The sequence below is a fragment of the Mycobacterium sp. Aquia_213 genome, assembly GCF_026625985.1.
Taxonomy (GTDB): domain Bacteria; phylum Actinomycetota; class Actinomycetes; order Mycobacteriales; family Mycobacteriaceae; genus Mycobacterium.
Genome location: NZ_CP113116.1, coordinates 566,933 through 589,017, shown reverse-complemented (window position 1 = coordinate 589,017; position 22,085 = coordinate 566,933). Strand labels below are relative to the sequence as shown.

The window sequence follows — 22,085 nt, the reverse complement described above, 5'->3', positions numbered from 1 at the left end:
CCTCGAACGTGAAGCTAACTTCACACTCGAGGCGAAAGACGGAAGGCGAAAGACGCGAGGCGAAAACGGAAGGCGAAAACGAAAGGCAAGGAGGAAGCCGAGGAAGCTAGCCAAGGATCAGGCCGGAGGTGGGCACACCTGTTCCGGCGGTGACGAGTACGTGCTCGACGTCGGGAACCGGGTTCACCGAAGTGCCCCGCAGTTGCCGGACGCCCTCCGCGATGCCATTCATCCCGTGGATGTAGGCCTCGCCCAGCTGGCCGCCGTGCGTGTTGATGGGTAGCCGTCCGCCGATCTCGACCGCGCCGTCGGCGATGAAGTCTTTGGCCTCGCCGCGACCGCAGAAACCCAACTCCTCCAACTGAATCAGGGTGAAGGGTGTGAAGTGGTCGTAGAGGATCGCCGTCTGAATGTCGGCCGGCGACAGCCCCGATTGTGACCAGAGCTGCTGACCCACCACACCCATTTCGGGCAGACCCAATTCCGGGCGGTAGTAGCTGACCATCGTGTACTGGTCCGGGCTGGAGCCCTGCGACGCCCCCTCGATGATCGCCGGCCGATGCTTGAGATCGCGCGCGCGCTCCGGCGACGTCACCACAATCGCGACGGCTCCGTCGGTCTCCTGGCAGCAGTCCAGCAGCCGCAGCGGCTCGGCAATCCACCGCGAATTCTGGTGGTCCTCAATGGTTATCGGCTTCTCGTAGAAGTAAGCCTTGGGGTTCTTGGCCGCGTGCTTGCGGTCGGCCACCGAGATGGCGCCGAAGTCCCGGCTGGTCGCGCCGGACCAGTGCATGTACCGCTGGGCGATCATCGCGACCTGCGCCGCGGGCGTGGACAAGCCGTGCGGATACGAGAAGGAATTGTCCGCGGAAGTCGAATCTGCCTGTGCGCTGGCATCTCCCACGAGCCGCGTCTGCACCTGGCCGAACCGCATGCCGGATCGCTCGTTGAACGCCCGATACGCGACGACGACATCGGCCACCCCGGTCGCGACGGCCATCGCGGCATGCTGAACCGTCCCGCACGCGGCACCGCCGCCGTAGTGCGTCTGGGCGAAGAACTTCAGCTCGCCGATGCCGGCGGCCCGCGCGACGGCGATCTCCTTATTGGTGTCCATCGTGAAGGTGGTCAGCCCGTCGACGTCCGACGGGCTCAACCCGGCGTCGTCCAACGCGTCCAGAACCGCCTCGGCTGCCAGCCGCAGCTCGCTGCGGCCGGAATCCTTGGAGAAGTCGGTGGCACCGATGCCGACGATCGCAGCCTTACCCGACAACATCAGGCATCCCCAATCGTCAGCGTCACGTTCGCGATGACGTGATCGCCAAGGCTGTTGCGGCCGAACACCTTCAACGTGATGAGGCCATCGTCGATGGCGGTCACCTCGCCGGAGAAAGTGACGGTGTCGTAGGCATACCAGGGCACTCCGAGCCGCAGCCCGATCGATTTGATCAGCGCCGTCGGACCCGCCCAGTCGGTGACGTAGCGCTGCACCAGCCCGGTGTCGGTGAGGATGTTGACGAAGATGTCCTTGGAGCCCTTGGCCTGTGCCAGGTCCCGGTCGTGGTGCACGTCCTGAAAGTCCCTGGTGGCCAACGCCGTTGAGATAATGAACGTCGGGTCACCATGGAGCTTGAGTTCGGGCAGGATGGTGCCCACTTCAACAACGGGTGCGCTCATGCGTCCGGCTCCCAGGCGTAGAGGCTCCACTCCGGGCCGGAGTCACCGGCCGGGAAGTCGATATAAGTTGCGCGAACCGGCATTCCGATCTTGATCTCGGCGTGGTCGACGTCGCGGAGCTCGCCGAGCATACGAACGCCCTCTTCCAGTTCGACCAGCGCGATCACGAACGGCAGCGTGCGACCTGGCACCTTGGGCGCGTGGTGCACGACGTAGCTGTAGACCGTGCCACGACCGCTGGCCACCACGTAGTCGATGGGCTCGGCTTTGTCCTGCCACACCGCCGGAACGGGCGGGTGCTGCAGGCCGCCGTCGGGCCGCCGCTGGATGCGCAACTCGTGGGCCTTGACGCCCTCCCAGAAGAAGGCGGTGTCACGCGACGTCGCCGGACGCATCATGGCGTCGGCGTCCAGGTCCACCGGCACCGAGGACGGGGCCTCGGCGGCCTCGCGAGGCTTGAATTTCAGAATGCGCCAAGCCATCTCGGCGACATCCTCGTCACCCACCCGCCAGGTGATGTGTTGGTTGATGAACCAGCCCTCACCCAGGCCGGTCTGCTTGGGGCCGACGACGTCGCGCATCTCGGAGGCGATCGTGACCTGCTCGCCCGGACGTAGATACCGGTGATAGGTCTGCTCGCAGTTGGTCGCGACCACGCCGATGTAGCCGGCGTCGTCGAACAGCTGCATGATCGGGCCCATCGGGTCGTCGGTCGGGCGTTCCCCACCCAGACCGAACATCGTCCACACCTGAATCATGGCCGGCGGCGCGACGATTCCCGGATGTCCGGCGGCGCGGGCCGCGGCCTCGTCCACGTAGATCGGGTTGCGGTCGCCGAGCGCTTCCACCCAGTTGTTGACCGTCGGCTGGTTCACCGGGTCCCGGCCCGCGCGCGGCTTGGCGACGACGGTGGCGGTGATCTCCGCGACCGCTTCCTTGATATCGGTCATCGAGGCACCCTCGGCACTTTGAGGCCGGATGCCGCGATCATTTCGCGCATCACTTCGTTCACGCCCCCACCGAAGGTAATCACCAGATTGCGTTTGGTCTGCGAGTCGAGCCACTCGAGCAGCTCTGCGGTGTCCGACTCGGCCGGGTTACCGTATTTGCCTACGATTTCTTCGGCAAGGCGACCGATGTACTGAATACTCTCGGTCCCAAAGACTTTCGTCGATGCAGCATCGGCCACGTTGATGTCCTCGCCGGCCGCGGCGACCTGCCAGTTGAGCAGCTCGTTGATCCGCCACATCGAGTAGATCTCACCGAGCGCCCGCTTGACGTCCTGGTGGTCGATCGGCGTGACGCCGTCGCCACCGGGCTTGGACGCCCACGCGTGCAGCCGGTCGTAGATGCCGGCGGTGCGACCCGCCGGACCGAGCATCACGCGCTCATTGTTGAGCTGGGTGGTGATCAGCCGCCAGCCGCCGTTCTCCTCGCCGACGAGCATGTCGGCGGGTACCCGCACGTCGTTGTAGTACGTGGCGTTGGTGTGATGGGCGCCGTCGGACAGGATGATCGGCGTCCAGGAGTAGCCGGGATCCTTGGTGTCGACGATCAGGATCGAAATGCCCTTGTGCTTAACCGCTTCCGGGTCGGTGCGACAGGCCAGCCAGATGTAGTCGGCGTCGTGGGCGCCGGTGGTGAAGACCTTCTGACCGTTGACGATGTAGTGGTCGCCGTCGCGGATCGCGGTGGTACGCAGCGACGCCAGGTCGGTGCCGGCTTCCGGCTCCGTGTAGCCGATCGCGAAGTGCACCTCGCCGGCCAGAATAGCGGGCAGGAACTTCTTCTTCTGTAGCTCGCTGCCGTACTGCTGCAGGGTCGGGCCGACCGTCTGCAGCGTCACCGCGGGCAGTGGCACGTCGGCGCGCTGCGCCTCGTTGACGAAGATCGACTGCTCGATCGGACCGAAGCCATGGCCGCCGAACTCCTTTGGCCATCCGACGCCCAGCTTGCCGTCCTGGCCCATGCGCCGGACCACCGCGCGATAGGCCGCGTTGTGACGGTCGGACTCCATCGCCTTCGCCTCGTCGGGCGAAACCAGATTCGAGAAGTATTCGCGGAGCTCCGCTTGCAGCGCACGCTGCTCGGGAGTCAGGTCTATGAACATTGCGCTCCCACCAGGTCGAGACGATGAGAGGACCCACCCAGCAGCCGGGCCAGGTCCTTGATCGTGGAGTAGTAGCGGTGCATCGGGTAGGTGATGTCCATGCCCATGCCGCCGTGCAGATGATGGCAGATCTGCATCACCCGCGGGGCCTGTGACGTGATCCAGTAACCGAGCACGTCCAAGTCGTCGTCGGCGTCCCGGCCTTCAGACAGACGCCAGACCACCGACTTCGCCGCCAAACCGATGGTGCGCGAAGCGATGTAGACCTCGGCCAACTGCGCGGCGACGGTTTGAAAGGTCGACAGCGGCTTGCCGAACTGCTTGCGCCCGGCCACGTAGTCCGCGGTCAGCCGCAGCGCCCCGGCCACCAGCCCGTCGGTGAAGGCGCCGATCGCCGCCAACGCCAGCTCATTGACGCGGCGCGCGGTGGCGCCGGCCAGCACGTCGGCGTCGGGGACCGCGACCGCGGCGAACGTCACCGCGCACTCCTCGGAACCATTCGACGTCGGGGTGCGAACCAGCTCCACACCCTCGGCCTTCGGCGACACCACGACGACCGCGTTGTCCGCCGTCACGACGATCCAATCCGCTTGTTCGGCATAGGCGACACCGACTTTGGTGCCCGACAACCGCCCGTCGGCGAAGGTGGTGGTGGGGCGGTCGGGCAGCGCCGAGCCGGGTTCGTTGAGCGCCGCGGTCAGCACCCCACCCTTGGCCCCTTTTACCAAGCCGGCCAGAAACCGGTCCTGTTGTTCATCGGAAGCCAGATCCACCAGCGGCAGCACGCCGAACCCCAGCGTGGCCAGGGCCGGCGTGATGGCGCCGCGGCGGCCCACTTCGGTCAGCACCGTGGCGACCTCGGGCAGGCCGACGCCGTCGCCGCCGAGGCGTTCGGGCACCGGTAGTACCGTCACGCCCCCGCTGACTAAAGCGTCCCAGCCCAAATCTTTTTCGAGTACCGACGTAGCCACATCGGCGACAGCCTGCTGCGTTGCAGTGAGATCGAAATCCATCAGGAAGTAACCGCGCTCTTTCCGGTGTAGTCGACTTGCCAGTGTTTGATGCCGTTGAGCCACCCTGACCGTAGCCGCTCGGGCTCGCCGACGGACTTGATGTCCGGCATGTGATCGGCAACCGCGTTGAAGATCAGGTTGATTGTCATGCGGGCCAGGTTCGCGCCGATGCAGTAGTGCGCGCCGGTGCCACCGAAGCCGACATGGGGATTCGGGTCGCGCAAGATGTTGAAGGAGTGCGGGTCTTCGAATACCTCTTCGTCGAAGTTGGCCGACCGGTAGGACATCACCGCCCGCTGCCCAGCCTTGATCAGTACCCCGCCCAACTCGATGTCCTCGTTGGCGGTGCGCTGGAACGCCGACACCGGAGTGGCCCAGCGGATGATCTCGTCGGCCGTGGTGACCGGGCGCTCCTTCTTGAAGAGCTCCCACTGATCGGGGTTGTTCGCGAACGCGATCATGCCGTGGGTGATCGAGTTGCGGGTGGTCTCGTTGCCCGCCACCGCGAGCATCACCACGAAGAAGCCGAACTCGTCGTCGGAGAGCTTCTCACCCTCGATGTCGGCCTGGATGAGGGTGGTGACGATGTCGTCGGTGGGGTTCTCGTTCCGCTCGGCCGCCATCGCCATCGCGTACATGATCAGTTCCATCGACGACTGCGCGGGGTCGACCGTGGCGTACTCGGGGTCGGTGCCACCGGTCATCTCGTTGGACCAGCGGAAGAGCTTGTCGCGGTCCTCCTGGGGAACACCGAGCAGTCCCGCGATGGCTTGCAGCGGCAGCTCGCACGAGACCTGTTCGACGAAGTCGCCGGTGCCCTCGGAGGCCGCGGTCTTGGCGATGTTCTCGGCGCGCTGGGCCAGTTCGGCTTCCAGCCGGCCGATGGCCCGCGGCGTGAACCCGCGCGAGATGATCTTGCGCAGCCGGGTGTGGTGGGGGGCGTCCATGTTGAGCATCACGCTGCGCTGCAGTTCGACCTGCTCCCGCTTCATCTCCGGCGGCCAGGTCGGGATGGCGCCGTTCTGCCAGCTCGAGAAGACGTCGCTGCGGCGTGACACCTCCTTGACGTCGGCATGCTTGGTGACGATCCAGTAGCCGTTGTCCTCGAAGCCGCCCGAACCGCCCGGGATATCGACCCAGTGGATCGGCTCCGCCTTGCGCAGCTGGGCAAGCTCGTCGACGGGCAACCCGGCGAGGTTGACGTCCGGGTCGAGGAAGTCGAAGTCGGAAGGAATGTTGGGGGGTGCCATGTGTATGCGCTCCTGAATTGCAACGTGTTCTAGTGCCAGTAAAACACGGCTCCTGCGCAGATAAAAGGCAGGTCACCATCCTCGCTTGTCAGAGTAATGAAACGTGTTCTAGCCTGACGGAATGGGTAACCCTGTCATCGTTGAAGCCACTCGTAGCCCCATCGGCAAGCGGAATGGCTGGCTATCTGGTCTGCACGCCACCGAGTTGCTGGGGGCCACGCAGAAGGCGCTCGTCGAGAAGGCCGGTATTGACGCCGGCGAAGTCGAGCAGATCATCGGCGGCTGCGTCACGCAGTTCGGCGAGCAGTCCAACAACATCACCCGGGTGAGCTGGCTCGTCGCCGGGCTGCCGGACCACGTGGGCGCCGCGACCGTGGACTGCCAGTGCGGCAGCAGCCAGCAGGCCAACGGCCTGATCGCGGGCCTGATCGCGGCGGGTGCCATCGACGTCGGCATCGCGTGCGGTATCGAGGCGATGAGCCGCGTCGGGCTGGGCGCCAACGCCGGCCCCGATCGCGGGATCCTGCGGCCGGCGTCGTGGGACATCGACCTGCCCGACCAATTCACCGCCGCCGAGCGGATCGCCAAACGCCGCGGCATCACCCGCGAGGACATCGACCAGTTCGGCTTCGACTCGCAGCGAAAGGCCAAGCTGGCGTGGGCCGAGGGCCGGTTCGACCGCGAGATCAGTGGCATCGAGGCGCCCGTGCTCGACGAGCAGAAGCAGCCGACGAGCGACCGTCATGTCGTCACCCGCGACCAGGGCCTGCGCGAGACCACGCTGGAGGGCCTTGCCTCGCTGAAGCCGGTGCTGGAGGGTGGGATCCACACGGCGGGTACGTCGTCGCAGATCTCCGACGGTGCGGCGGCCGTGCTGTGGATGGACGAGGACAAGGCCAAGGCACTGGGGCTGAAGCCGCGGGCCCGCATCATCAGCCAGGCACTGGTCGGCGCCGAGCCGTACTACCACCTCGACGGTCCGGTTCAATCGACCGCCAAGGTGCTGGAGAAGGCCGGTATGAAGATGGGCGACATCGACATCACCGAGATCAACGAGGCGTTCGCGTCGGTCGTGCTGTCCTGGGCGCGGGTGCACAACCCCGACATGGACAAGGTGAACGTCAACGGCGGCGCGATCGCGTTGGGCCACCCGGTGGGCAGCACCGGCAGCCGGCTGATCACCACCGCGTTGCACGAGCTGGAGCGCACGGATCAAACCACCGCGCTGATCACGATGTGCGCGGGCGGCGCGCTGTCCACCGGCACCATCATCGAGCGCATCTAGCACCAGAGTGCTTGTCTCCGAGGAGAACCGCATCGCCGCGGCGCAGGCCTACATCGATGCGCTTGTCAGCCATGCCGGCGATGCGGTTCCGTTCGCGCCCGGATGTACCCGCATCGAGCAGGGCTTCAAGAACGGCTTTTCTGGAAATCACTTGCGGCGCAGCCTCAATCGCGGACCGCAGTACAGGTTGCTCGCCGACACGACGCCGCCGGACTATTCCATCGACGGCGACGAGGTGCATGCCGCCTACGTGGTGCTGACCAAGGCGGCATTCAGTGGCCGCCGGGTGGCCGCGCGGGTTGACGAGACATTCGTGATCCCCGCCGAAAGTCCAAGCGGGCAAGCAGAAATCCACCACATCAAGGTTCGGTTCCACCCGTTCATTCAGCGCTAGGGACACGTCATGGAAAAACCAAAATCGCTCAATTCACCGGTGGTCGGCTTCTTCATCAAATGGATGGCCAAGGGCAACACCTGGATCTACCGCCTCAGCAACGGAAAGCTCGGCGGCACTTTCCAGAAGGCTCCGGTTGCGCTGCTGACCACCACCGGCCGTAAGACCGGCGAACCTCGAGTGAGCCCGCTGCTCTACCTGCGCGAGGGCAACCGCGTCATTCTGGTCGCCTCCAGGGGCGGCAGCGACAAGCACCCGATGTGGTACCTCAACCTCAAGGCGAATCCCCAAGTGTCCGTGCAGATTAAGGACGAGGTGTTGCAGCTACAGGCGCGCGACGCCACCGAGGCGGAGCGCCAAGAATACTGGCCGAAGCTGGACACCATGTACCCGTCGTTCGGCGACTACCGGTCGTGGACGGAACGGGTGATCCCGATCGTCATCTGCGACCCGGCTTAGTTCGGCGCTACGCCCCGTAGACCGGGACGGGCGGCCGCGACTTGGCCAGCAGGTCGGCGACGACGGGCCCCAGCTCGGCGGGATCCCACCGGTCGCCCTTGTCGATCTGCGGGCCGTGCGCCCAGCCTTCGGCGATGCGGATCTTGCCGCCCTCGACCTCGAAGACCTTCCCGGTGACGTCGCGAGATTCGACGCTGCCCAGCCAAACGACAATGGGCGAAACGTTTTCCGGCGCCATCGCGTCGAAAGCCTGGTCCTGCGTGGACATCATCTCCGCGAAGACGGTCTCGGTCATCCGGGTCCGGGCGGACGGCGCGATCGCGTTGACCGTGACGCCGTAGCGGCCCATTTCGGCCGCCGCGACAAGCGTCAACCCCGCGATGCCCGCCTTGGCGGCGCTGTAGTTGCCCTGCCCGACGCTGCCCTGCAGCCCCGCGCCGGAACTGGTGTTAATGATCCGTGCGTCAACGGCTTTGCCCTCTTTGGACAACCCGCGCCAGTACGACCCGGCATGGCGAATCGTGGCGAAATGCCCCTTGAGGTGCACGGCGGTGACGGCGTCGAACTCTTCCTCGCTGGTGTTCGCGATCATCCGATCGCGCACGATGCCGGCGTTGTTCACCAGGACGTCCAGTCCGCCGAATGTGTCGACCGCGGTCTGGATCAGGGCAGCCGCTTGGTTCCAGTCCGCGATATTGGATCCGTTGGCGACGGCTTCGCCACCGGCAGCGGTGATCTCGTCGACCACCGACTGGGCGGCACTGCCGCCGCCCGCGGGTGATCCGTCCAGACCCACGCCGATGTCGTTGACGACGACGCGTGCGCCTTCGGCCGCGAAGGCCAGCGCATGCGCGCGACCGATCCCGCCGCCAGCTCCGGTGACGATGACGACACGGCCGTCGACTATTCCCATTAGCTGCCCATTCTCCTCGGATCCTCTACTTGATCGCGCTGGCGTTCGTTGTGGCCAGATAGTGCGGCGGCTCGCCACCGCCGTGCACCTCCAGCGAGGCGCCGCTGATATAGGACGCCGCGTCGGACGCCAAAAATGCTGTGGCCCAACCGACGTCCTCGGGCTTGGCCATCCGGCCCAGTGGCACATTCTTGGAGATCGCGGCGATCGACTCGGCGTCGCCGTAGAACAGCTCGGCCTGTTCGGTTTCGACCATGCCGACCACGCAGGCGTTCACCCGGACCTTGGGTCCCCATTCCACCGCCAGCGTCTGAGTGAGACTTTCCAGGCCGGCCTTCGCCGCCCCGTACGCGCCGGTGCCCGGGGACGGCCGCCGGCCACTCAGACTGCAGATGTTGACGATCGACCCGCCGCCCGGTTGCGCCTGCATCTTCTCGTTGGCGAACTGCGAAACTAGCAGCGCGCCAATGAGATTGAGCTCGATGATCTTGCGGTTGAATTTGGGGCTGGACTCCGCGGTCAGCACGTAGGGCGATCCGCCGGCGTTGTTGACGACGACGTCGAGCCGACCATGACGCTCGACGATCGTGTCGATCAATGCCTGCACCGCTTCCTCGTCGCGGATGTCGCACGGATGGAACTCGTACGGCAGCCCGTCGACGGCGCGGCGCGCGCAGGTGATCACGGTCGCGCCCTGTTCGGCGAATACCGCACTGATTCCGGCACCCACTCCACGGACTCCGCCCGTCACCAGAACCACCCGCCCGGCCAATCCGAAATTGATGGCTCCCGCAGAAAGGGGGCCTGCTTCGGCGCGAGTCACTGTGCTAGCGTACCAAGCAAGTGCTTGCTTAGGTAGTCGGCCTCAATTTCACGAGGAAGTGCCAATTGACCATTACATCCACCAGCACAGAACCGGGCATAGTCGCGGTCACCGTTGACTACCCGCCCGTCAACGCCATCCCATCGCAAGGCTGGTTCGAACTCGGCGACGCGATCACGGCCGCCGGGGCCAACCCCGAGACCCACGCCGTGATCCTGCGCGCCGAAGGACGCGGATTCAACGCCGGCGTCGACATCAAGGAGATGCAGCGCACCGAGGGCTTCACCGCCCTCATCGACGCCAACCGCGGCTGCTTCCACGCGTTCCGGGCGGTCTACGAGTGCGCCGTCCCGGTGATCGCGGCCGTGAACGGATTCTGCGTGGGCGGCGGCATCGGCCTGGTCGGCAACGCCGACGTCATCGTGGCCTCCGACGATGCCACCTTCGGGCTGCCCGAAGTGGAACGCGGCGCGTTGGGCGCTGCCACGCACTTGTCGCGACTGGTCCCGCAGCACATGATGCGGCGGTTGTTCTTCACCGCGGCCACCGTGGACGCCGCGACCCTGCATCACTTCGGCTCGGTGCACGAGGTGGTTTCCCGCGACGAACTCGACGAGGCCGCCCTGCGGGTGGCCCGCGACATCGCCGCCAAAGACACCCGTGTTATCCGCGCGGCCAAGGAGGCGCTGAACTTGATCGACGTGCAGCGAGTTAACTCGAGTTATCGTATGGAACAAGGCTTTACGTTCGAGCTCAACCTCGCCGGGGTGTCCGACGAGCACCGCGACGCGTTCGCCGGTACGACGAAGGGCAAGGACGCGTGAGCGACAAGAGAACAACGCTCGACGAGGCCGTCGCCGGCCTGCGCAGCGGCATGACCATCGGGATCGGCGGCTGGGGATCACGGCGCAAGCCGATGGCGTTCGTGCGCGCCATGCTGCGCACCGACGTCAAGGACCTGACCGTGGTCACCTACGGCGGACCCGACCTCGGGCTGCTCTGCTCCGCGGGCAAGGTCAAGCGGGTCTACTACGGATTCGTGTCGCTGGACTCGCCCCCCTTCTACGACCCGTGGTTCGCCAAAGCGCGCAGCGCCGGCGAGATCGAGGCCCGGGAAATGGACGAAGGCATGCTGCGCTGCGGGCTGCAGGCCGCCGCACAACGGTTGCCGTTCCTGCCGATTCGCGCCGGACTGGGCAGCTCGGTGCTGGACTTCTGGGAGGGCGAGCTACAGACGGTGACCAGCCCGTATGCGGCACCCGACGGCGGGCACGAGACGCTGATCGCGATGCCGGCGCTGCGCCTGGACGCGGCGTTTGTGCATCTCAATCTCGGTGACAGCCAAGGCAATGCGGCATACACCGGCATCGATCCCTACTTCGACGACCTGTTCTTGATGGCCGCCGAGCAGCGCTACCTGTCGGTGGAGCGAGTGGTGTCCACCCAGGAGCTGATCAAGGCGGTGCCGCCGCAGGCGCTGCTGGTGAACCGGATGATGGTCGACGGAGTCGTGGAAGCACCGAACGGTGCCCACTTCACCACCGCCGCGCCCGATTACGACCGCGACGAGAAGTTCCAGCGGCACTACGCCGAGGCCGCCTCGACCGACGAGGGCTGGCAGCAGTTCCTCGCCACCTACCTTTCCGGCGGTGAGGCCGAATATCAGTCAGCCGTCCGCACTTTCGCAGAGGAGGCATCGAAGTGACAAGCACCACGAGCACCCGAGCCGAAGTGTGCGCGGTCGCCTGCGCCGAGCTGTTCAGGGACGCCGGCGAGATCATGGTCAGCCCGATGACGAACATGGCCTCGGTCGGCGCGCGGCTGGCGCGGTTGACGTTCTCCCCCGACATCCTGCTGACCGACGGCGAAGCACAGCTGCTGGCCGATACGCCGGCACTGGGCGCCCCGGGCGCCGTCGAAGGATGGATGCCGTTCGGTCGCGTGTTCGAGACGCTGGCCTGGGGCCGGCGCCACGTGGTGATGGGCGCCAATCAGGTTGACCGCTTTGGCAATCAGAACATCTCGGCGTTCGGACCGCTGCAGCAGCCCAAGCGGCAGATGTTCGGTGTCCGCGGTGCGCCCGGCAACGCCATCAACCACGCGACCAGTTACTGGGTCGGCAACCACTCCAAGCGGGTGTTCTGCGACAAGGTCGACATCGTCTGCGGAATCGGCTGGGACAACGTGGACGCAGACAATCCAGCATTCCGCTTCGCCAACACCTACCGGGTGGTGTCGAACCTCGGCGTGTTCGATTTCGGCGGCCCGGACCGCAGTATGCGGGCACTAAGCCTGCACCCCGGGGTATCGCCGGACGAGGTCCGCGAAGCCACCTCCTTCGACATCCACGGGCTGGACGGCGCCGAGGAGACGCGGCTGCCGACTGACGACGAACTGAGCCTGATTCGCGAAACGATCGACCCGAAAGCGTTGCGCGACCGCGAGATACGGTCATGAGGCTGCGCACGCCGCTGACCGAACTGGTCGGCGTCGAGCATCCGGTGGTGCAAACCGGGATGGGCTGGGTGGCCGGAGCGCGGCTGGTGGCGGCCACGGCCAACGCGGGCGGGCTCGGTATCCTGGCGTCGGCCACGATGACGCTGGACGAGTTGGCGACGGCCATCGGCAAGGTGAAGGCCGCCACCGACAAGCCGTTCGGCGTGAACATGCGCGCGGACGCAGCGGACGCCGGTGATCGGGTCGAGCTGATGATCCGCGAGGGCGTGAAGGTGGCGTCGTTCGCGTTGGCGCCCAAGCAGGAGCTGATCGCCCGCCTCAAAGAGGCTGGGGCGGTGGTTATCCCGTCGATCGGTGCGGCCAAGCACGCGCGCAAGGTCGCGAGCTGGGGTGCCGACGCGATGATCGTGCAGGGCGGCGAGGGCGGTGGGCACACCGGACCCGTCGCCACCACGCTGCTGCTGCCGTCGGTGCTGGACGCCGTGCAGGGTACCGGCATCCCGGTCATCGCGGCGGGGGGCTTCTTCGACGGGCGCGGACTCGCGGCGGCGTTGTCCTACGGCGCGGCCGGTGTGGCGATGGGCACCCGGTTTCTGCTCACGTCGGATTCGACCGTGCCCGACGCGGTGAAGCGCCGCTACCTCGAGTCGGCGCTGGACGGCACCGTGGTCACCACGCGCGTCGACGGCATGCCGCACCGGGTGCTGCGTACCGGGCTGGTCGAGAAGCTGGAAAGCGGTTCGCCGGTACGGGGTTTGACCGCCGCGGTGCGCAATGCCGCGAAGTTCAAGCAGATGTCCGGCATGACCTGGAAGTCGATGATCCAAGACGGCATGGCGATGCGCCATGGCAAGGAAATGACCATGGCACAGGTTGTGATGGCGGCCAACACTCCAATGCTGTTGAAAGCCGGGCTCGTTGAGGGCAACACCGAGGCCGGAGTGCTGGCCTCCGGACAGGTTGCCGGCATTATCGAGGACCTGCCGTCTTGCGCCGAGCTGATCGAATCGATCGTGCGTGAGGCGATCGAGCACCTGCAGGCCGCCTCTGCTTTGGTGCAGTAGGGCCTCATCCCGACTTCTCGTGCGTTTTAGCGGCGATGCCGGACGGGCGCTGTGGTCTCAACGCAAGGGTTGGTGTCCCCACAACGCCTACAACCGAGGCTCGGATGCAACCCCACCGCCGTCGACTGTTGCTACCGCCTACCCGCGATATTGGCGCATCAAACGGGCGCTCGCCGTTAGAGCCGCTCGATGATCGTCACGTTGGCGGTGCCGCCGCCCTCGCACATCGTCTGTAACCCATAGCGGCCGCCGATGCGCTCGAGCTCGTTGAGCATCGTGGTGAACAGCTTTGCGCCGGTGGCACCCAGCGGGTGGCCGAGCGCGATCGCGCCGCCATTGGGGTTGACCTTCTCCGGGTCGGCCTTGGCTTCCTTGAGCCACGCCATCACCACCGGTGCGAAGGCCTCGTTGATCTCGACGGTGTCGATGTCGCTGATCGACAGCCCGGTCTTTTCCAGTGCGTAGCGGGTGGCCGGGATCGGGCCGGTGAGCATGAACACCGGGTCGGCCGCGCGGGCGCTGATGTGGTGGATGCGGGCGCGCGGCGTCAGCTTGTGATCCTTGACCGCCTGCTCGGACGCCAGCAGGACCGCGCTCGCGCCGTCGGAGATCTGGCTGGCCATCGCCGCCGTCAGCCGCCCGCCCTCGACCAGGGTCTTGAGCCCGGCCATCTTCTCCAGCGACGACTCGCGCGGACCCTCGTCGACCCGGAACGGCCCGGATTCGGTTTCGACGGTGATGATTTCGTTGTCGAAGTGGCCGCTGCGAATGGCCGCGAACGCGCGCTCATGGCTGGTCAGCGAGTACTGCTCCATCTCTTCACGCGAGATGTTCCACTTCTCGGCGATCAGCTCCGCACCGCGGAACTGGGAAATCTCCTGATCGCCGTAGCGGTGCAGCCACTGCTTGGACTCGTTGGTCGGCGAGGTGAAGCCGAACTGCTCGCCGACCGTCATCGCCGACGAGATCGGGATCCAGCTCATGTTCTGCATGCCGCCGGCCACGATCAGATCGGCCGTGCCCGCCATGATCGCCTGCGCGCCAAAGGAAACCGCCTGCTGGCTGGAACCGCACTGCCGGTCCACCGTCACACCGGGGACCTCTTCGGGATAGCCGGCAGCCAGCCACGAGAGCCGCGCGATGTTGCCCGCCTGCCCGCCGATGGCGTCGACGCAGCCGGCGATCACGTCCTCCACGGCGGCGGGGTCGACATCGACCCGGTCGAGCAGCCCGCGCCACGCGTGCGCACCCAGGTCGACGGGATGGATCCCGGCCAGGGCGCCGTTGCGCTTGCCGACCGCGGTACGTACAGCGTCAATGACGTACGCCTCAGCCATGGTGTCGCTCCTCCTCATCACTTCGTTCTGCATCGTCGCCGACACGAGCCATCTTCAGACTCCTTCTTTGGTGATCCCGCCAAGCACGATGGCGAGATATTGCTGGCCCACCTGCTCTGCGGTGAGCGGTCCGCCGGGTTGATACCAGCGCACCGACACCCAGGTGGTGTCACGGATAAATCGGTAGACCAGGTCGACGTCCAGGTCGGGCCGGAAGCACCCCGCGTCGACGCCCTGATGCAGCAACTCGACCCACATCTTGCGTTGCTGCCGGTTCATGTCCTCGATGTAGGCGAAGCGGGGCTGCGCCAGCAGCCGTTGGGCTTCGTCCTGGTAGATGACGACCTGCGCGTGCCGATGCTCGATCGCCTCGAACGAGGCCATGAACAGCCCCTTGAGCCGCTCCAGCGGATTGGTTTCGCTGTCCACGATCTCGCGGTAGCGGGCGAACAGCCAGTCCAGGAAGTCACGCAGCAACTCGTCGACCATCTCCTCCTTGGAGGAGAAATGGTGATACAGGCTGCCGGACAAAATGCCGGCGCCGTCGGCGATGTCGCGCACGGTGGTGGCGCGCAGACCCCGCTCGGCAAACATCGTCGCGGCGAGCTCTAAGAGCTCGTCTCGTCGGCTGTTCGCCTGACCGGTCACTCGGTCCACCCAGTCAGGGTATCAACCAAGCGCTTGCTTGGCCAGTTGGGATCACGGGTGCTGGCTGGACACCGAGATGACCTCGCCGGTGAGGTAGCTCGAGTAATCGCTGGCTAGGAACGCGATGGTGGCCGCGACTTCCCACGGCTCGGCGGCCCGCCCGAACGCCTCGCCTTCCGAAAGCCGGTCCAGCAGCTCGGACGACGACGTCTTCTCCAGGAACTTGTGTCGGGCGATGCTCGGGGAGACCGCATTGATCCGGACGCCGTATTCGGCGGCTTCGATTGCGCTGCAACGGGTTAGCGCCATCACGCCGGCCTTGGCGGCGGCATAGTGCGACTGCGAGTGTTGCGCCCGCCAGCCCAGCACGCTGGCGTTGTTGACGATCACTCCGCCGTGTTGCGCGTCGCGGAAGTACCGCAGCGCACTGCGGGTGGCCCGCAGTACCGACGTCAGCGTCACGTTCAGGACGCGGTCCCACTCTTCGTCGGTCATGTCGACCACCGGCGTCTGTCCGCCCAACCCGGCATTGTTGACCAGCACGTCGATCCGTCCCAGCCGCGCGGTGGCCGAGGAGATCAACGCGTCGACCTGCGCCGTCGACGTCACGTCGCACACCACGTGCTCGACGCGCCCCTGACCCAGCGCGGACAGCTCCTCGGCGGCCTCGCCCAGCCGTCGCTCGTGGTGGTCGGAGATCAGCACGTCGGCACCCTCGGCCAGGGCCCGGCGCGCGGTCGCCGAGCCGATGCCGGTGCCCGCGGCCGCGGTCACCACAACCACCTTGCCGGTCAAGAGTCCGTGTCCGGCAATCTCTTTCGGCGCTTCGGCCAAACTCATCCCTTAACCTCCCGGGGTAAGCCGAGTACCCGCTCGGCGATGATGTTGCGCTGGATCTCGTTGGATCCGCCGTAGATGGTGTCGGAGCGGCTGAACAGGAACAGCCGCTGCCACTCGTCGAATTCGCCGGCGGCCAGGGTCAAGCCGGGCTTGCCGATGACGTCCATCGCCAACTCGCCCAGATCGCGATGCCAGTTGGCCCACAACAACTTCGACACGTTGTCCTGACCGGGCTGCTCGACGTCCATCGTGGCCAGCGCGTAGCTGCGCATGGCCCGCAGGCCGGTCCAGGCCCGGGTCAGCCGTTCCCGGATGAACGGATCGTCGGCGGCACCGTTGCGCTGCGCGACCTCGGCCAGATTGGAAAGCTCACGGGCGTAACGGATCTGCTGCCCCAGGGTGGAGACGCCGCGCTCGAACGTCAGCGTCCCCATCGCGACCCGCCAGCCGTCGCCCGGCTCGCCGACCACCAGGCCGGCCTCGGTGCGGGCGTCGTCGAAGAAGACCTCGTTGAACTCCGAGTCGCCGGTCAGCTGGATGATCGGGCGGATTTCCACCCCCGGCTGCTCCAGCGGCACCAGCAGGTACGACAGCCCGGCGTGCCGTTTGGAGCCCTTCTCGGTGCGGGCCACCACAAAGCACCACTGCGCCCAGTGCGCCAACGACGTCCACACCTTCTGACCGTTGATCACCCACTCGTCGCCGTCGAGTTCGGCGGTGGTCGCCACGTTGGCCAGGTCGCTGCCGGCACCCGGCTCCGAATACCCCTGGCACCACAGCTCGGTGACGTCGAGGATGCGGGGCAGGAATCGCTGCTGTTGCTCGGGTGTCCCGAACGCGATCAGTGTCGGGCCGAGCAGCTCCTCGCCGAAGTGGTTGACCTTGTCCGGGGCATCGGCCTTGGCATATTCCTCGTAGAACGCCACCCGATGCGCGGTCGACAGCCCCCGGCCGCCATGCTCGACCGGCCACCCCAGACAGGTAAGTCCCGCCGCGGCGAGATGCTGATTCCATGCCCGACGTTCTTCGAATGCCTCGTGTTCACGCCCGGGACCGCCAAGACCCTTGAGCGCTGCGAATTCGCCGACCAGATTGTCGGCGAGCCACTGGCGGACCTCCGCCCGGAACTCTTCGACGTCCTGCATGCCCTGTAGGCTAACCTACCAAGCACTTGCTTTGTTAGGAGTATCCCGATGACCAACGATCCGCGCACTGTGCCCGCGGCGTTGGATCGTTTCGTCGACCAATTCCCCGACCAGACCGCGTTGATCACCGACGACCGGTCCTTCACCGCCACCGAACTGCGCGACGAGGTAATCCGCGCGGCCGCAGCGCTGATCGCACTCGGCGTCGAGCACGGCGACCGGGTGGCCGTGTGGTCGCCCAACACCTGGCATTGGGTGATCGCCTGTCTGGGGATTCACCACGCGGGCGCCGCGATGGTGCCGCTGAACACCCGCTACACCGCCTCGGAGGCCAGCGACATTCTGGCGCGCACCGATGCGCCGGTGCTGTTCGGCATGGGTCAGTTCCTCGGCAACGATCGCCTTGCCGATCTGGACCGCGCCGCACTGCCCGCGCTGCGGCACGTCGTCCGGATACCGATCGACGCCGCAGAGACTGGGGCCGGAACCTGGGACGAATTCATCGAGCGCGGCACGGACACCGACGCGGTGATCGCCCGTGCCGCCGCCGTCGTCCCCGACGATGTCAGCGACATCCTGTTCACGTCCGGGACCACCGGCCGCAGCAAAGGCGTGTTGTGCGCGCACCGGCAATCGCTGTCGGCCTCGGCGTCGTGGGCCGCCAACGGCAAGATCACCAGCGACGACCGCTACCTGTGCATCAACCCGTTCTTCCACAACTTCGGATACAAGGCCGGCATTCTGGCCTGCCTGCAAACCGGTGCGACGCTGATCCCGCACCTGACGTTCGATCCGCTGCGCGCGCTGCAGGCGATTGAGCAGCACCGCATCACCGTATTGCCCGGGCCGCCAACGATTTACCAGGCCCTGCTCGATCACCCGGCGCGTGGCGACTACGACCTGAGCTCGCTGCGGTTCGCCGTCACCGGCGCCGCCACCGTCCCGGTTGTGCTGGTGGAGCGCATGCAAGCCGAGCTCGACATCGACATCGTGCTGACTGCCTACGGGCTGACCGAGGCCAACGGCATGGGCACCAGTTGTCGTGCCGACGACGACGCCGTGACCGTCGCGACCACCTGCGGGCGCCCGTTCGCCGGCTTCGAATTGCGCATCGACGGCGCTGCTTCCGGTGAATCCGGCGAGGTGCTGTTGCGCGGGCCGAATGTGATGCTGGGCTACCTCGACGACCCGGAGGCCACCGCTGCGGCCATCGACGCCGACGGCTGGCTACACACCGGCGACATCGGCGTCCTCGACAAGGACGGCAACCTGCGCATCACCGACCGGCTCAAGGACATGTACATCTGCGGCGGATTCAACGTCTACCCTGCCGAGATCGAACAGGTGCTCGCCCGGCTCGACGGCGTGGCCGACGCCGCGGTGATCGGGGTTCCCGACGAGCGCCTGGGCGAGGTCGGCCGCGCGTTCCTGGTGACCCGGCCCGGTGCGAACCTCGACGAAGAGTCGGTAATCGCTTATACCCGAGAACATTTGGCGAACTTCAAGGCACCACGGTCGGTGCGGTTCGTCGACGCGTTGCCGCGCAATGCGGGCGGCAAGGTGGTCAAACCACAACTGCGAGAGTTGGCCTGAATTGGATCTGGAACTAGACGACGAAACGCTGGCGTTTGCGGCCGAAGTGCGCGACTTCCTCTCGGCCAACGCCGAGTCGATCCCGACGCAGTCCTATGACAACGCGGAAGGCTTTGCTCAGCACCGTCATTGGGACAAGGTGCTGTTCGATGCCGGCCTGTCGGTGATCAACTGGCCGAAGAAATACGGCGGCCGTGACGCACCGCTGCTGCACTGGGTGGTCTACGAGGAGGAATACTTCCGCGCCGGCGCCCCGGGCCGGGCCAGCGCCAACGGCATCTCGATGCTGGCACCGACGCTGTTTTCGCACGGTACCGACGAGCAACTGGACCGGATCCTGCCGAAAATGGCCAGCGGTGAACAGATCTGGGCGCAGGCCTGGTCGGAGCCGGAGTCCGGCAGCGACCTGGCGTCGTTGCGGTCGACCGCGACCAAGACCGACGGCGGCTGGCTGTTGAACGGGCAGAAGATCTGGAGCTCGCGGGCGCCGTTCGCGGAGATGGGCTTCGGACTGTTCCGCTCCGACCCCTCAGCGGAGCGGCACAACGGGCTGACGTATTTCATGTTCGACCTCAAAGCCAAGGGCGTCACCGTGCGACCCATCGTGCAGCTGGGCGGGGACACCGGCTTCGGTGAGATCTTTCTCGACGACGTCTTCGTGCCGGACGAGGACGTCATCGGTACCCCCAACGACGGCTGGCGCGCCGCCATGAGCACGTCGAGCAACGAGCGCGGGATGTCACTGCGCAGCCCGGCCCGCTTCCTGGCGGCCGCCGAACGGCTGGTGCAACTGTGGAAGGACACCGGCTCGCCCACCGAATTCGCCGACCGGGTCGCCGACGCCTGGATCAACGCGCAGGCCTACCGGCTGCAGACGTTCGGCACGGTGACCCGACTGGCCGCCGGCGGCGAGCTGGGTGCCGAATCGTCGGTGACCAAGGTGTTCTGGTCCGACCTCGACGTGGCGATCCATCAGACCGCACTGGATATCCGGGGCGCCGACGGCGAGCTTGCCGGGCCGTGGACCGATGGCTTGCTGTTCGCGCTGGGCGGCCCAATCTATGCCGGTACCAACGAGATTCAGCGCAATATCATCTCCGAGCGGCTGCTGGGCCTGCCGCGCGAAAAGTCCGGAGGCAAGAAGTGAAATTTGCGCTCGACGAACAGCAGCGCGACTTCGCGGCCAGCATCGATGCGGCCCTGAGTGCGGCGGACCTGCCCGGAGCGCTGCGCGCTTGGTCCGACGGCGATATCGCGCCCGGCCGCAAGGTGTGGGAGCAGCTCGCCAACCTCGGCGTCACCGCACTGACCGTGCCGGAGAAATACGACGGCCTCGACGCCCACCCGGTCGACCTGGTGGTCGCGCTCGAACGCCTCGGACGGTGGTGTGTGCCCGGCCCGGTCGCCGAATCCATCGCCGTCGCACCGATTTTGCTCGCCGGCGACGAGCGCAGCGCCGAGCTGTCCTCCGGTGAACTGATCGCCACGGTCGCGCTGCCGCCGCACATCCCGCGGGCGGTGGACGCCGAAGCCGCCGGACTGGTGCTGCTGGCCGCCGACGGCGGCGTCAGCGAGGCAGCCGCGGGACAGTGCCACCGCTCCGTCGACCCTAGTCGGCGCCTGTATGACGTGACGGCAAGCGGTGCGACCTGGCAGGCGGATATCAAGCGCGCCTACGAATTCGGCGCCCTGGCCACCGCGGCGCAACTGGTCGGCGCCGCGGCGGCGCTGCTGAACGACACCGTCGAATACGCCAAGCAGCGCGCGCAGTTCGGCCGGGTGATCGGCTCCTATCAGGCGATCAAACACAAGCTGGCCGACGTGCACATCGCGATCGAACTGGCTCGCCCGCTGGTGTACGGCGCCGCGCTGGCGCTGGCCGATGACGCTAGCGCCGCCGCGCGTGACGTGAGCGCGGCCAAAGCGGCGGCGTCCGACGCCGCTCTGCTGGCCGCCCGCTCGGCGTTGCAGACCCATGGCGCAATCGGCTTCACTCAGGAACACGACCTGTCACTGTGGCTGCTACGGGTGCAGGCCCTGCGGTCGGCCTGGGGCACGCCGGAGGTGCACCGGGCACGAGTGTTGGAGGCACTATGACCGAAGAACGGGAGCTGCTGCGCGAAACCGTCGCTGCGCTGGTCACCAAACACGCCAACCCCGCGGCCGTACGCACCGCGATCGAATCAGAGCGCGGCTACGACGAGTCACTGTGGCAGCTACTGTGCGAACAGGTCGGCGCCGCCGCGCTGGTGATCCCCGAGGAGCTGGGCGGGGCCGGCGGTGAATTAGCCGATGCCGCAACGGTTCTGCAGGAGCTCGGCCGTGCGCTGGTGCCCTCACCACTGCTCGGTACCACGCTGGCGGAGCTCGCGTTACTGGCCGCACCCGAGCCCGACGCCGAAACGCTGGAAGCCCTGGCCGCGGGCAGCGCCATCGGAGCGCTGGTGCTCGACGCGGACTACGTCGTCAACGGCGACATCGCCGACGTCGTCGTCGCCGCGGCCGGTGGCGAACTGAGCAGGTGGACCCGCTTCAGCGCACAGCCCGTGACCCCGATGGACCCCACCCGGCGACTGGCCCGAGTCCAACCTCAAGACACCTCTGAAATCACAGCGCTGGGCCCCGACCCGGGCCTGGCCGACACCGCGGCCATCCTGCTGGCGGCCGAGCAGATCGGCGCCGCTGAACGATGCCTGGAACTGACGGTCGAATATGCCAAGAGCCGAGTGCAATTCGGTAGGCCGATCGGTAGCTTCCAGGCACTCAAACATCGGATGGCCGATCTGTACGTCGCGATCGCCGCGGCCACGGCCGTGGTGACCGACGCATGCAACGACCCCACGCCCACCAACGCCGCAACGGCTCGGCTGGCCGCCAGTGAGGCGCTGTGTACTGTGACGGGCGAAGGCATCCAGCTGCACGGTGGCATCGCGATCACCTGGGAACACGACATGCACTTGTATTTCAAACGCGCGCATGGCAGCGCCCAGCTGCTCGCCTCGCCGCGAGAAGTGCTGCGCCAACTGGAATCCGAGGTGCTCGAGACGTCGTGAAGGCCTCCGTCGCACTGCGCGCCG

The 22,085-nt window shown here is 66.5% G+C and carries 23 protein-coding genes; 11 read left to right on the top strand and 12 right to left on the bottom strand.

The genetic code is table 11. The annotated features are described in order from the left end of the window. Window positions 1-106: 106 nt before the first annotated feature. The 6 genes from LMQ14_RS02760 to LMQ14_RS02735 are packed head-to-tail and all read right to left on the bottom strand — an operon-like array spanning window position 107 to window position 6,050. Window positions 107-1,276 (bottom strand): lipid-transfer protein, encoded by a 1,170-nt coding sequence (locus tag LMQ14_RS02760; protein WP_267733323.1) that lies wholly within the window; start codon window positions 1,274-1,276, stop codon window positions 107-109. Continuing rightward, entirely contained in the window at window positions 1,276-1,677 is a 402-nt protein-coding gene (locus LMQ14_RS02755; protein ID WP_267733322.1) for a MaoC family dehydratase, read from the bottom strand. Before LMQ14_RS02755 ends, LMQ14_RS02760 begins: the two co-directional genes overlap by 1 nt. After that, complete coding sequence (locus tag LMQ14_RS02750) at window positions 1,674-2,627, bottom strand: bifunctional MaoC family dehydratase N-terminal/OB-fold nucleic acid binding domain-containing protein (RefSeq protein ID WP_267733321.1); 954 nt, start codon at window positions 2,625-2,627, stop codon at window positions 1,674-1,676. Before LMQ14_RS02750 ends, LMQ14_RS02755 begins: the two co-directional genes overlap by 4 nt. Then, window positions 2,624-3,787, bottom strand: coding sequence for an acyl-CoA dehydrogenase FadE29 (gene fadE29, locus LMQ14_RS02745; protein WP_267733320.1), 1,164 nt, complete (start codon window positions 3,785-3,787; stop codon window positions 2,624-2,626). The genes LMQ14_RS02750 and fadE29 overlap by 4 nt, the downstream gene beginning before the upstream one ends. After that, on the bottom strand, window positions 3,778-4,800 hold the full coding sequence (locus LMQ14_RS02740) for an acyl-CoA dehydrogenase family protein (protein ID WP_267733319.1): 1,023 nt from the start codon (window positions 4,798-4,800) through the stop codon (window positions 3,778-3,780). Before LMQ14_RS02740 ends, fadE29 begins: the two co-directional genes overlap by 10 nt. Next, entirely contained in the window at window positions 4,800-6,050 is a 1,251-nt protein-coding gene (locus LMQ14_RS02735; RefSeq protein ID WP_267733318.1) for a cytochrome P450, read from the bottom strand. Before LMQ14_RS02735 ends, LMQ14_RS02740 begins: the two co-directional genes overlap by 1 nt. Before the next feature lie 121 nt (window positions 6,051-6,171). On the opposite strand from LMQ14_RS02735, the gene LMQ14_RS02730 reads away from it, so the two are divergent. Genes LMQ14_RS02730 through LMQ14_RS02720 form a run of 3 tightly spaced genes read left to right on the top strand, consistent with a single transcriptional unit; the run spans window position 6,172 to window position 8,188 of the window. Then, window positions 6,172-7,335: a steroid 3-ketoacyl-CoA thiolase gene (locus tag LMQ14_RS02730; protein WP_267733317.1), complete on the top strand. Its 1,164-nt coding sequence runs from the start codon at window positions 6,172-6,174 to the stop codon at window positions 7,333-7,335. A 7-nt stretch (window positions 7,336-7,342) separates the two neighbouring features. Next, entirely contained in the window at window positions 7,343-7,729 is a 387-nt protein-coding gene (locus tag LMQ14_RS02725; protein WP_267733316.1) for a hypothetical protein, read from the top strand. A gap of 9 nt (window positions 7,730-7,738) precedes the next feature. Beyond that, window positions 7,739-8,188 (top strand): nitroreductase family deazaflavin-dependent oxidoreductase, encoded by a 450-nt coding sequence (locus LMQ14_RS02720; protein ID WP_267733315.1) that lies wholly within the window; start codon window positions 7,739-7,741, stop codon window positions 8,186-8,188. A gap of 7 nt (window positions 8,189-8,195) precedes the next feature. On the opposite strand, the gene LMQ14_RS02715 is transcribed toward LMQ14_RS02720, so the two are convergent. Together LMQ14_RS02715 and LMQ14_RS02710 are read right to left on the bottom strand one after the other, a co-directional pair. Beyond that, a complete protein-coding gene (locus tag LMQ14_RS02715; RefSeq protein WP_267733314.1) occupies window positions 8,196-9,101 on the bottom strand; it encodes an SDR family oxidoreductase in 906 nt (301 codons plus the stop codon). Window positions 9,102-9,126: 25 nt separating this feature from the next. Beyond that, window positions 9,127-9,924, bottom strand: a complete 798-nt coding sequence (locus LMQ14_RS02710; RefSeq protein WP_267733313.1) for an SDR family oxidoreductase — start codon at window positions 9,922-9,924, stop codon at window positions 9,127-9,129. A gap of 65 nt (window positions 9,925-9,989) precedes the next feature. Between LMQ14_RS02710 and echA20 the strand changes: the two genes are divergently transcribed. Genes echA20 through ipdC form a run of 4 tightly spaced genes read left to right on the top strand, consistent with a single transcriptional unit; the run spans window position 9,990 to window position 13,445 of the window. Beyond that, window positions 9,990-10,748, top strand: coding sequence for a (7aS)-7a-methyl-1,5-dioxo-2,3,5,6,7,7a-hexahydro-1H-indene-carboxyl-CoA hydrolase (gene echA20, locus LMQ14_RS02705; protein ID WP_267733312.1), 759 nt, complete (start codon window positions 9,990-9,992; stop codon window positions 10,746-10,748). Beyond that, complete coding sequence (ipdA, locus tag LMQ14_RS02700; RefSeq protein ID WP_267733311.1) at window positions 10,745-11,629, top strand: cholesterol ring-cleaving hydrolase subunit IpdA; 885 nt, start codon at window positions 10,745-10,747, stop codon at window positions 11,627-11,629. Before echA20 ends, ipdA begins: the two co-directional genes overlap by 4 nt. Next, entirely contained in the window at window positions 11,626-12,381 is a 756-nt protein-coding gene (gene ipdB / locus LMQ14_RS02695) for a cholesterol ring-cleaving hydrolase subunit IpdB (RefSeq protein WP_267733310.1), read from the top strand. The genes ipdA and ipdB overlap by 4 nt, the downstream gene beginning before the upstream one ends. Then, window positions 12,378-13,445, top strand: a complete 1,068-nt coding sequence (gene ipdC, locus LMQ14_RS02690; RefSeq protein ID WP_267733309.1) for a (3aS,4S,5R,7aS)-5-hydroxy-7a-methyl-1-oxo-octahydro-1H-indene-4-carboxyl-CoA dehydrogenase — start codon at window positions 12,378-12,380, stop codon at window positions 13,443-13,445. Before ipdB ends, ipdC begins: the two co-directional genes overlap by 4 nt. Before the next feature lie 176 nt (window positions 13,446-13,621). Here ipdC and fadA6 read toward each other — a convergent pair whose 3' ends face one another. From fadA6 to ipdE1, 4 genes are read right to left on the bottom strand one after another with little or no spacing between them, the layout of a single operon-like run. Beyond that, window positions 13,622-14,782: a steroid 3-ketoacyl-CoA thiolase FadA6 gene (fadA6, locus tag LMQ14_RS02685; protein ID WP_267733308.1), complete on the bottom strand. Its 1,161-nt coding sequence runs from the start codon at window positions 14,780-14,782 to the stop codon at window positions 13,622-13,624. A 54-nt stretch (window positions 14,783-14,836) separates the two neighbouring features. Further along, on the bottom strand, window positions 14,837-15,439 hold the full coding sequence (gene kstR2 / locus LMQ14_RS02680; RefSeq protein WP_267733307.1) for a TetR family transcriptional regulator KstR2: 603 nt from the start codon (window positions 15,437-15,439) through the stop codon (window positions 14,837-14,839). A 42-nt stretch (window positions 15,440-15,481) separates the two neighbouring features. Continuing rightward, window positions 15,482-16,270 (bottom strand): (5R,7aS)-5-hydroxy-7a-methyl-1-oxo-2,3,5,6,7,7a-hexahydro-1H-indene-carboxyl-CoA reductase, encoded by a 789-nt coding sequence (gene ipdF, locus LMQ14_RS02675; protein ID WP_267733306.1) that lies wholly within the window; start codon window positions 16,268-16,270, stop codon window positions 15,482-15,484. Further along, window positions 16,267-17,415 (bottom strand): acyl-CoA dehydrogenase IpdE1, encoded by a 1,149-nt coding sequence (ipdE1, locus tag LMQ14_RS02670; protein ID WP_267733305.1) that lies wholly within the window; start codon window positions 17,413-17,415, stop codon window positions 16,267-16,269. The genes ipdF and ipdE1 overlap by 4 nt, the downstream gene beginning before the upstream one ends. A gap of 48 nt (window positions 17,416-17,463) precedes the next feature. Between ipdE1 and fadD3 the strand changes: the two genes are divergently transcribed. Genes fadD3 through LMQ14_RS02650 form a run of 4 tightly spaced genes read left to right on the top strand, consistent with a single transcriptional unit; the run spans window position 17,464 to window position 22,061 of the window. After that, entirely contained in the window at window positions 17,464-19,008 is a 1,545-nt protein-coding gene (gene fadD3, locus LMQ14_RS02665) for a 3-((3aS,4S,7aS)-7a-methyl-1,5-dioxo-octahydro-1H-inden-4-yl)propanoate--CoA ligase FadD3 (protein ID WP_267733304.1), read from the top strand. Between the two features lies 1 nt (window position 19,009). Then, window positions 19,010-20,155 carry an acyl-CoA dehydrogenase family protein gene (locus tag LMQ14_RS02660; RefSeq protein WP_267733303.1) on the top strand — a complete coding sequence of 382 codons (1,146 nt, stop codon included), beginning with the start codon at window positions 19,010-19,012 and terminating at the stop codon, window positions 20,153-20,155. Next, on the top strand, window positions 20,152-21,105 hold the full coding sequence (locus LMQ14_RS02655; protein WP_267733302.1) for an acyl-CoA dehydrogenase family protein: 954 nt from the start codon (window positions 20,152-20,154) through the stop codon (window positions 21,103-21,105). The genes LMQ14_RS02660 and LMQ14_RS02655 overlap by 4 nt, the downstream gene beginning before the upstream one ends. Continuing rightward, window positions 21,102-22,061, top strand: coding sequence for an acyl-CoA dehydrogenase family protein (locus LMQ14_RS02650; RefSeq protein ID WP_267733301.1), 960 nt, complete (start codon window positions 21,102-21,104; stop codon window positions 22,059-22,061). The genes LMQ14_RS02655 and LMQ14_RS02650 overlap by 4 nt, the downstream gene beginning before the upstream one ends. The last annotated feature ends 24 nt before the right edge of the window (window positions 22,062-22,085 follow it).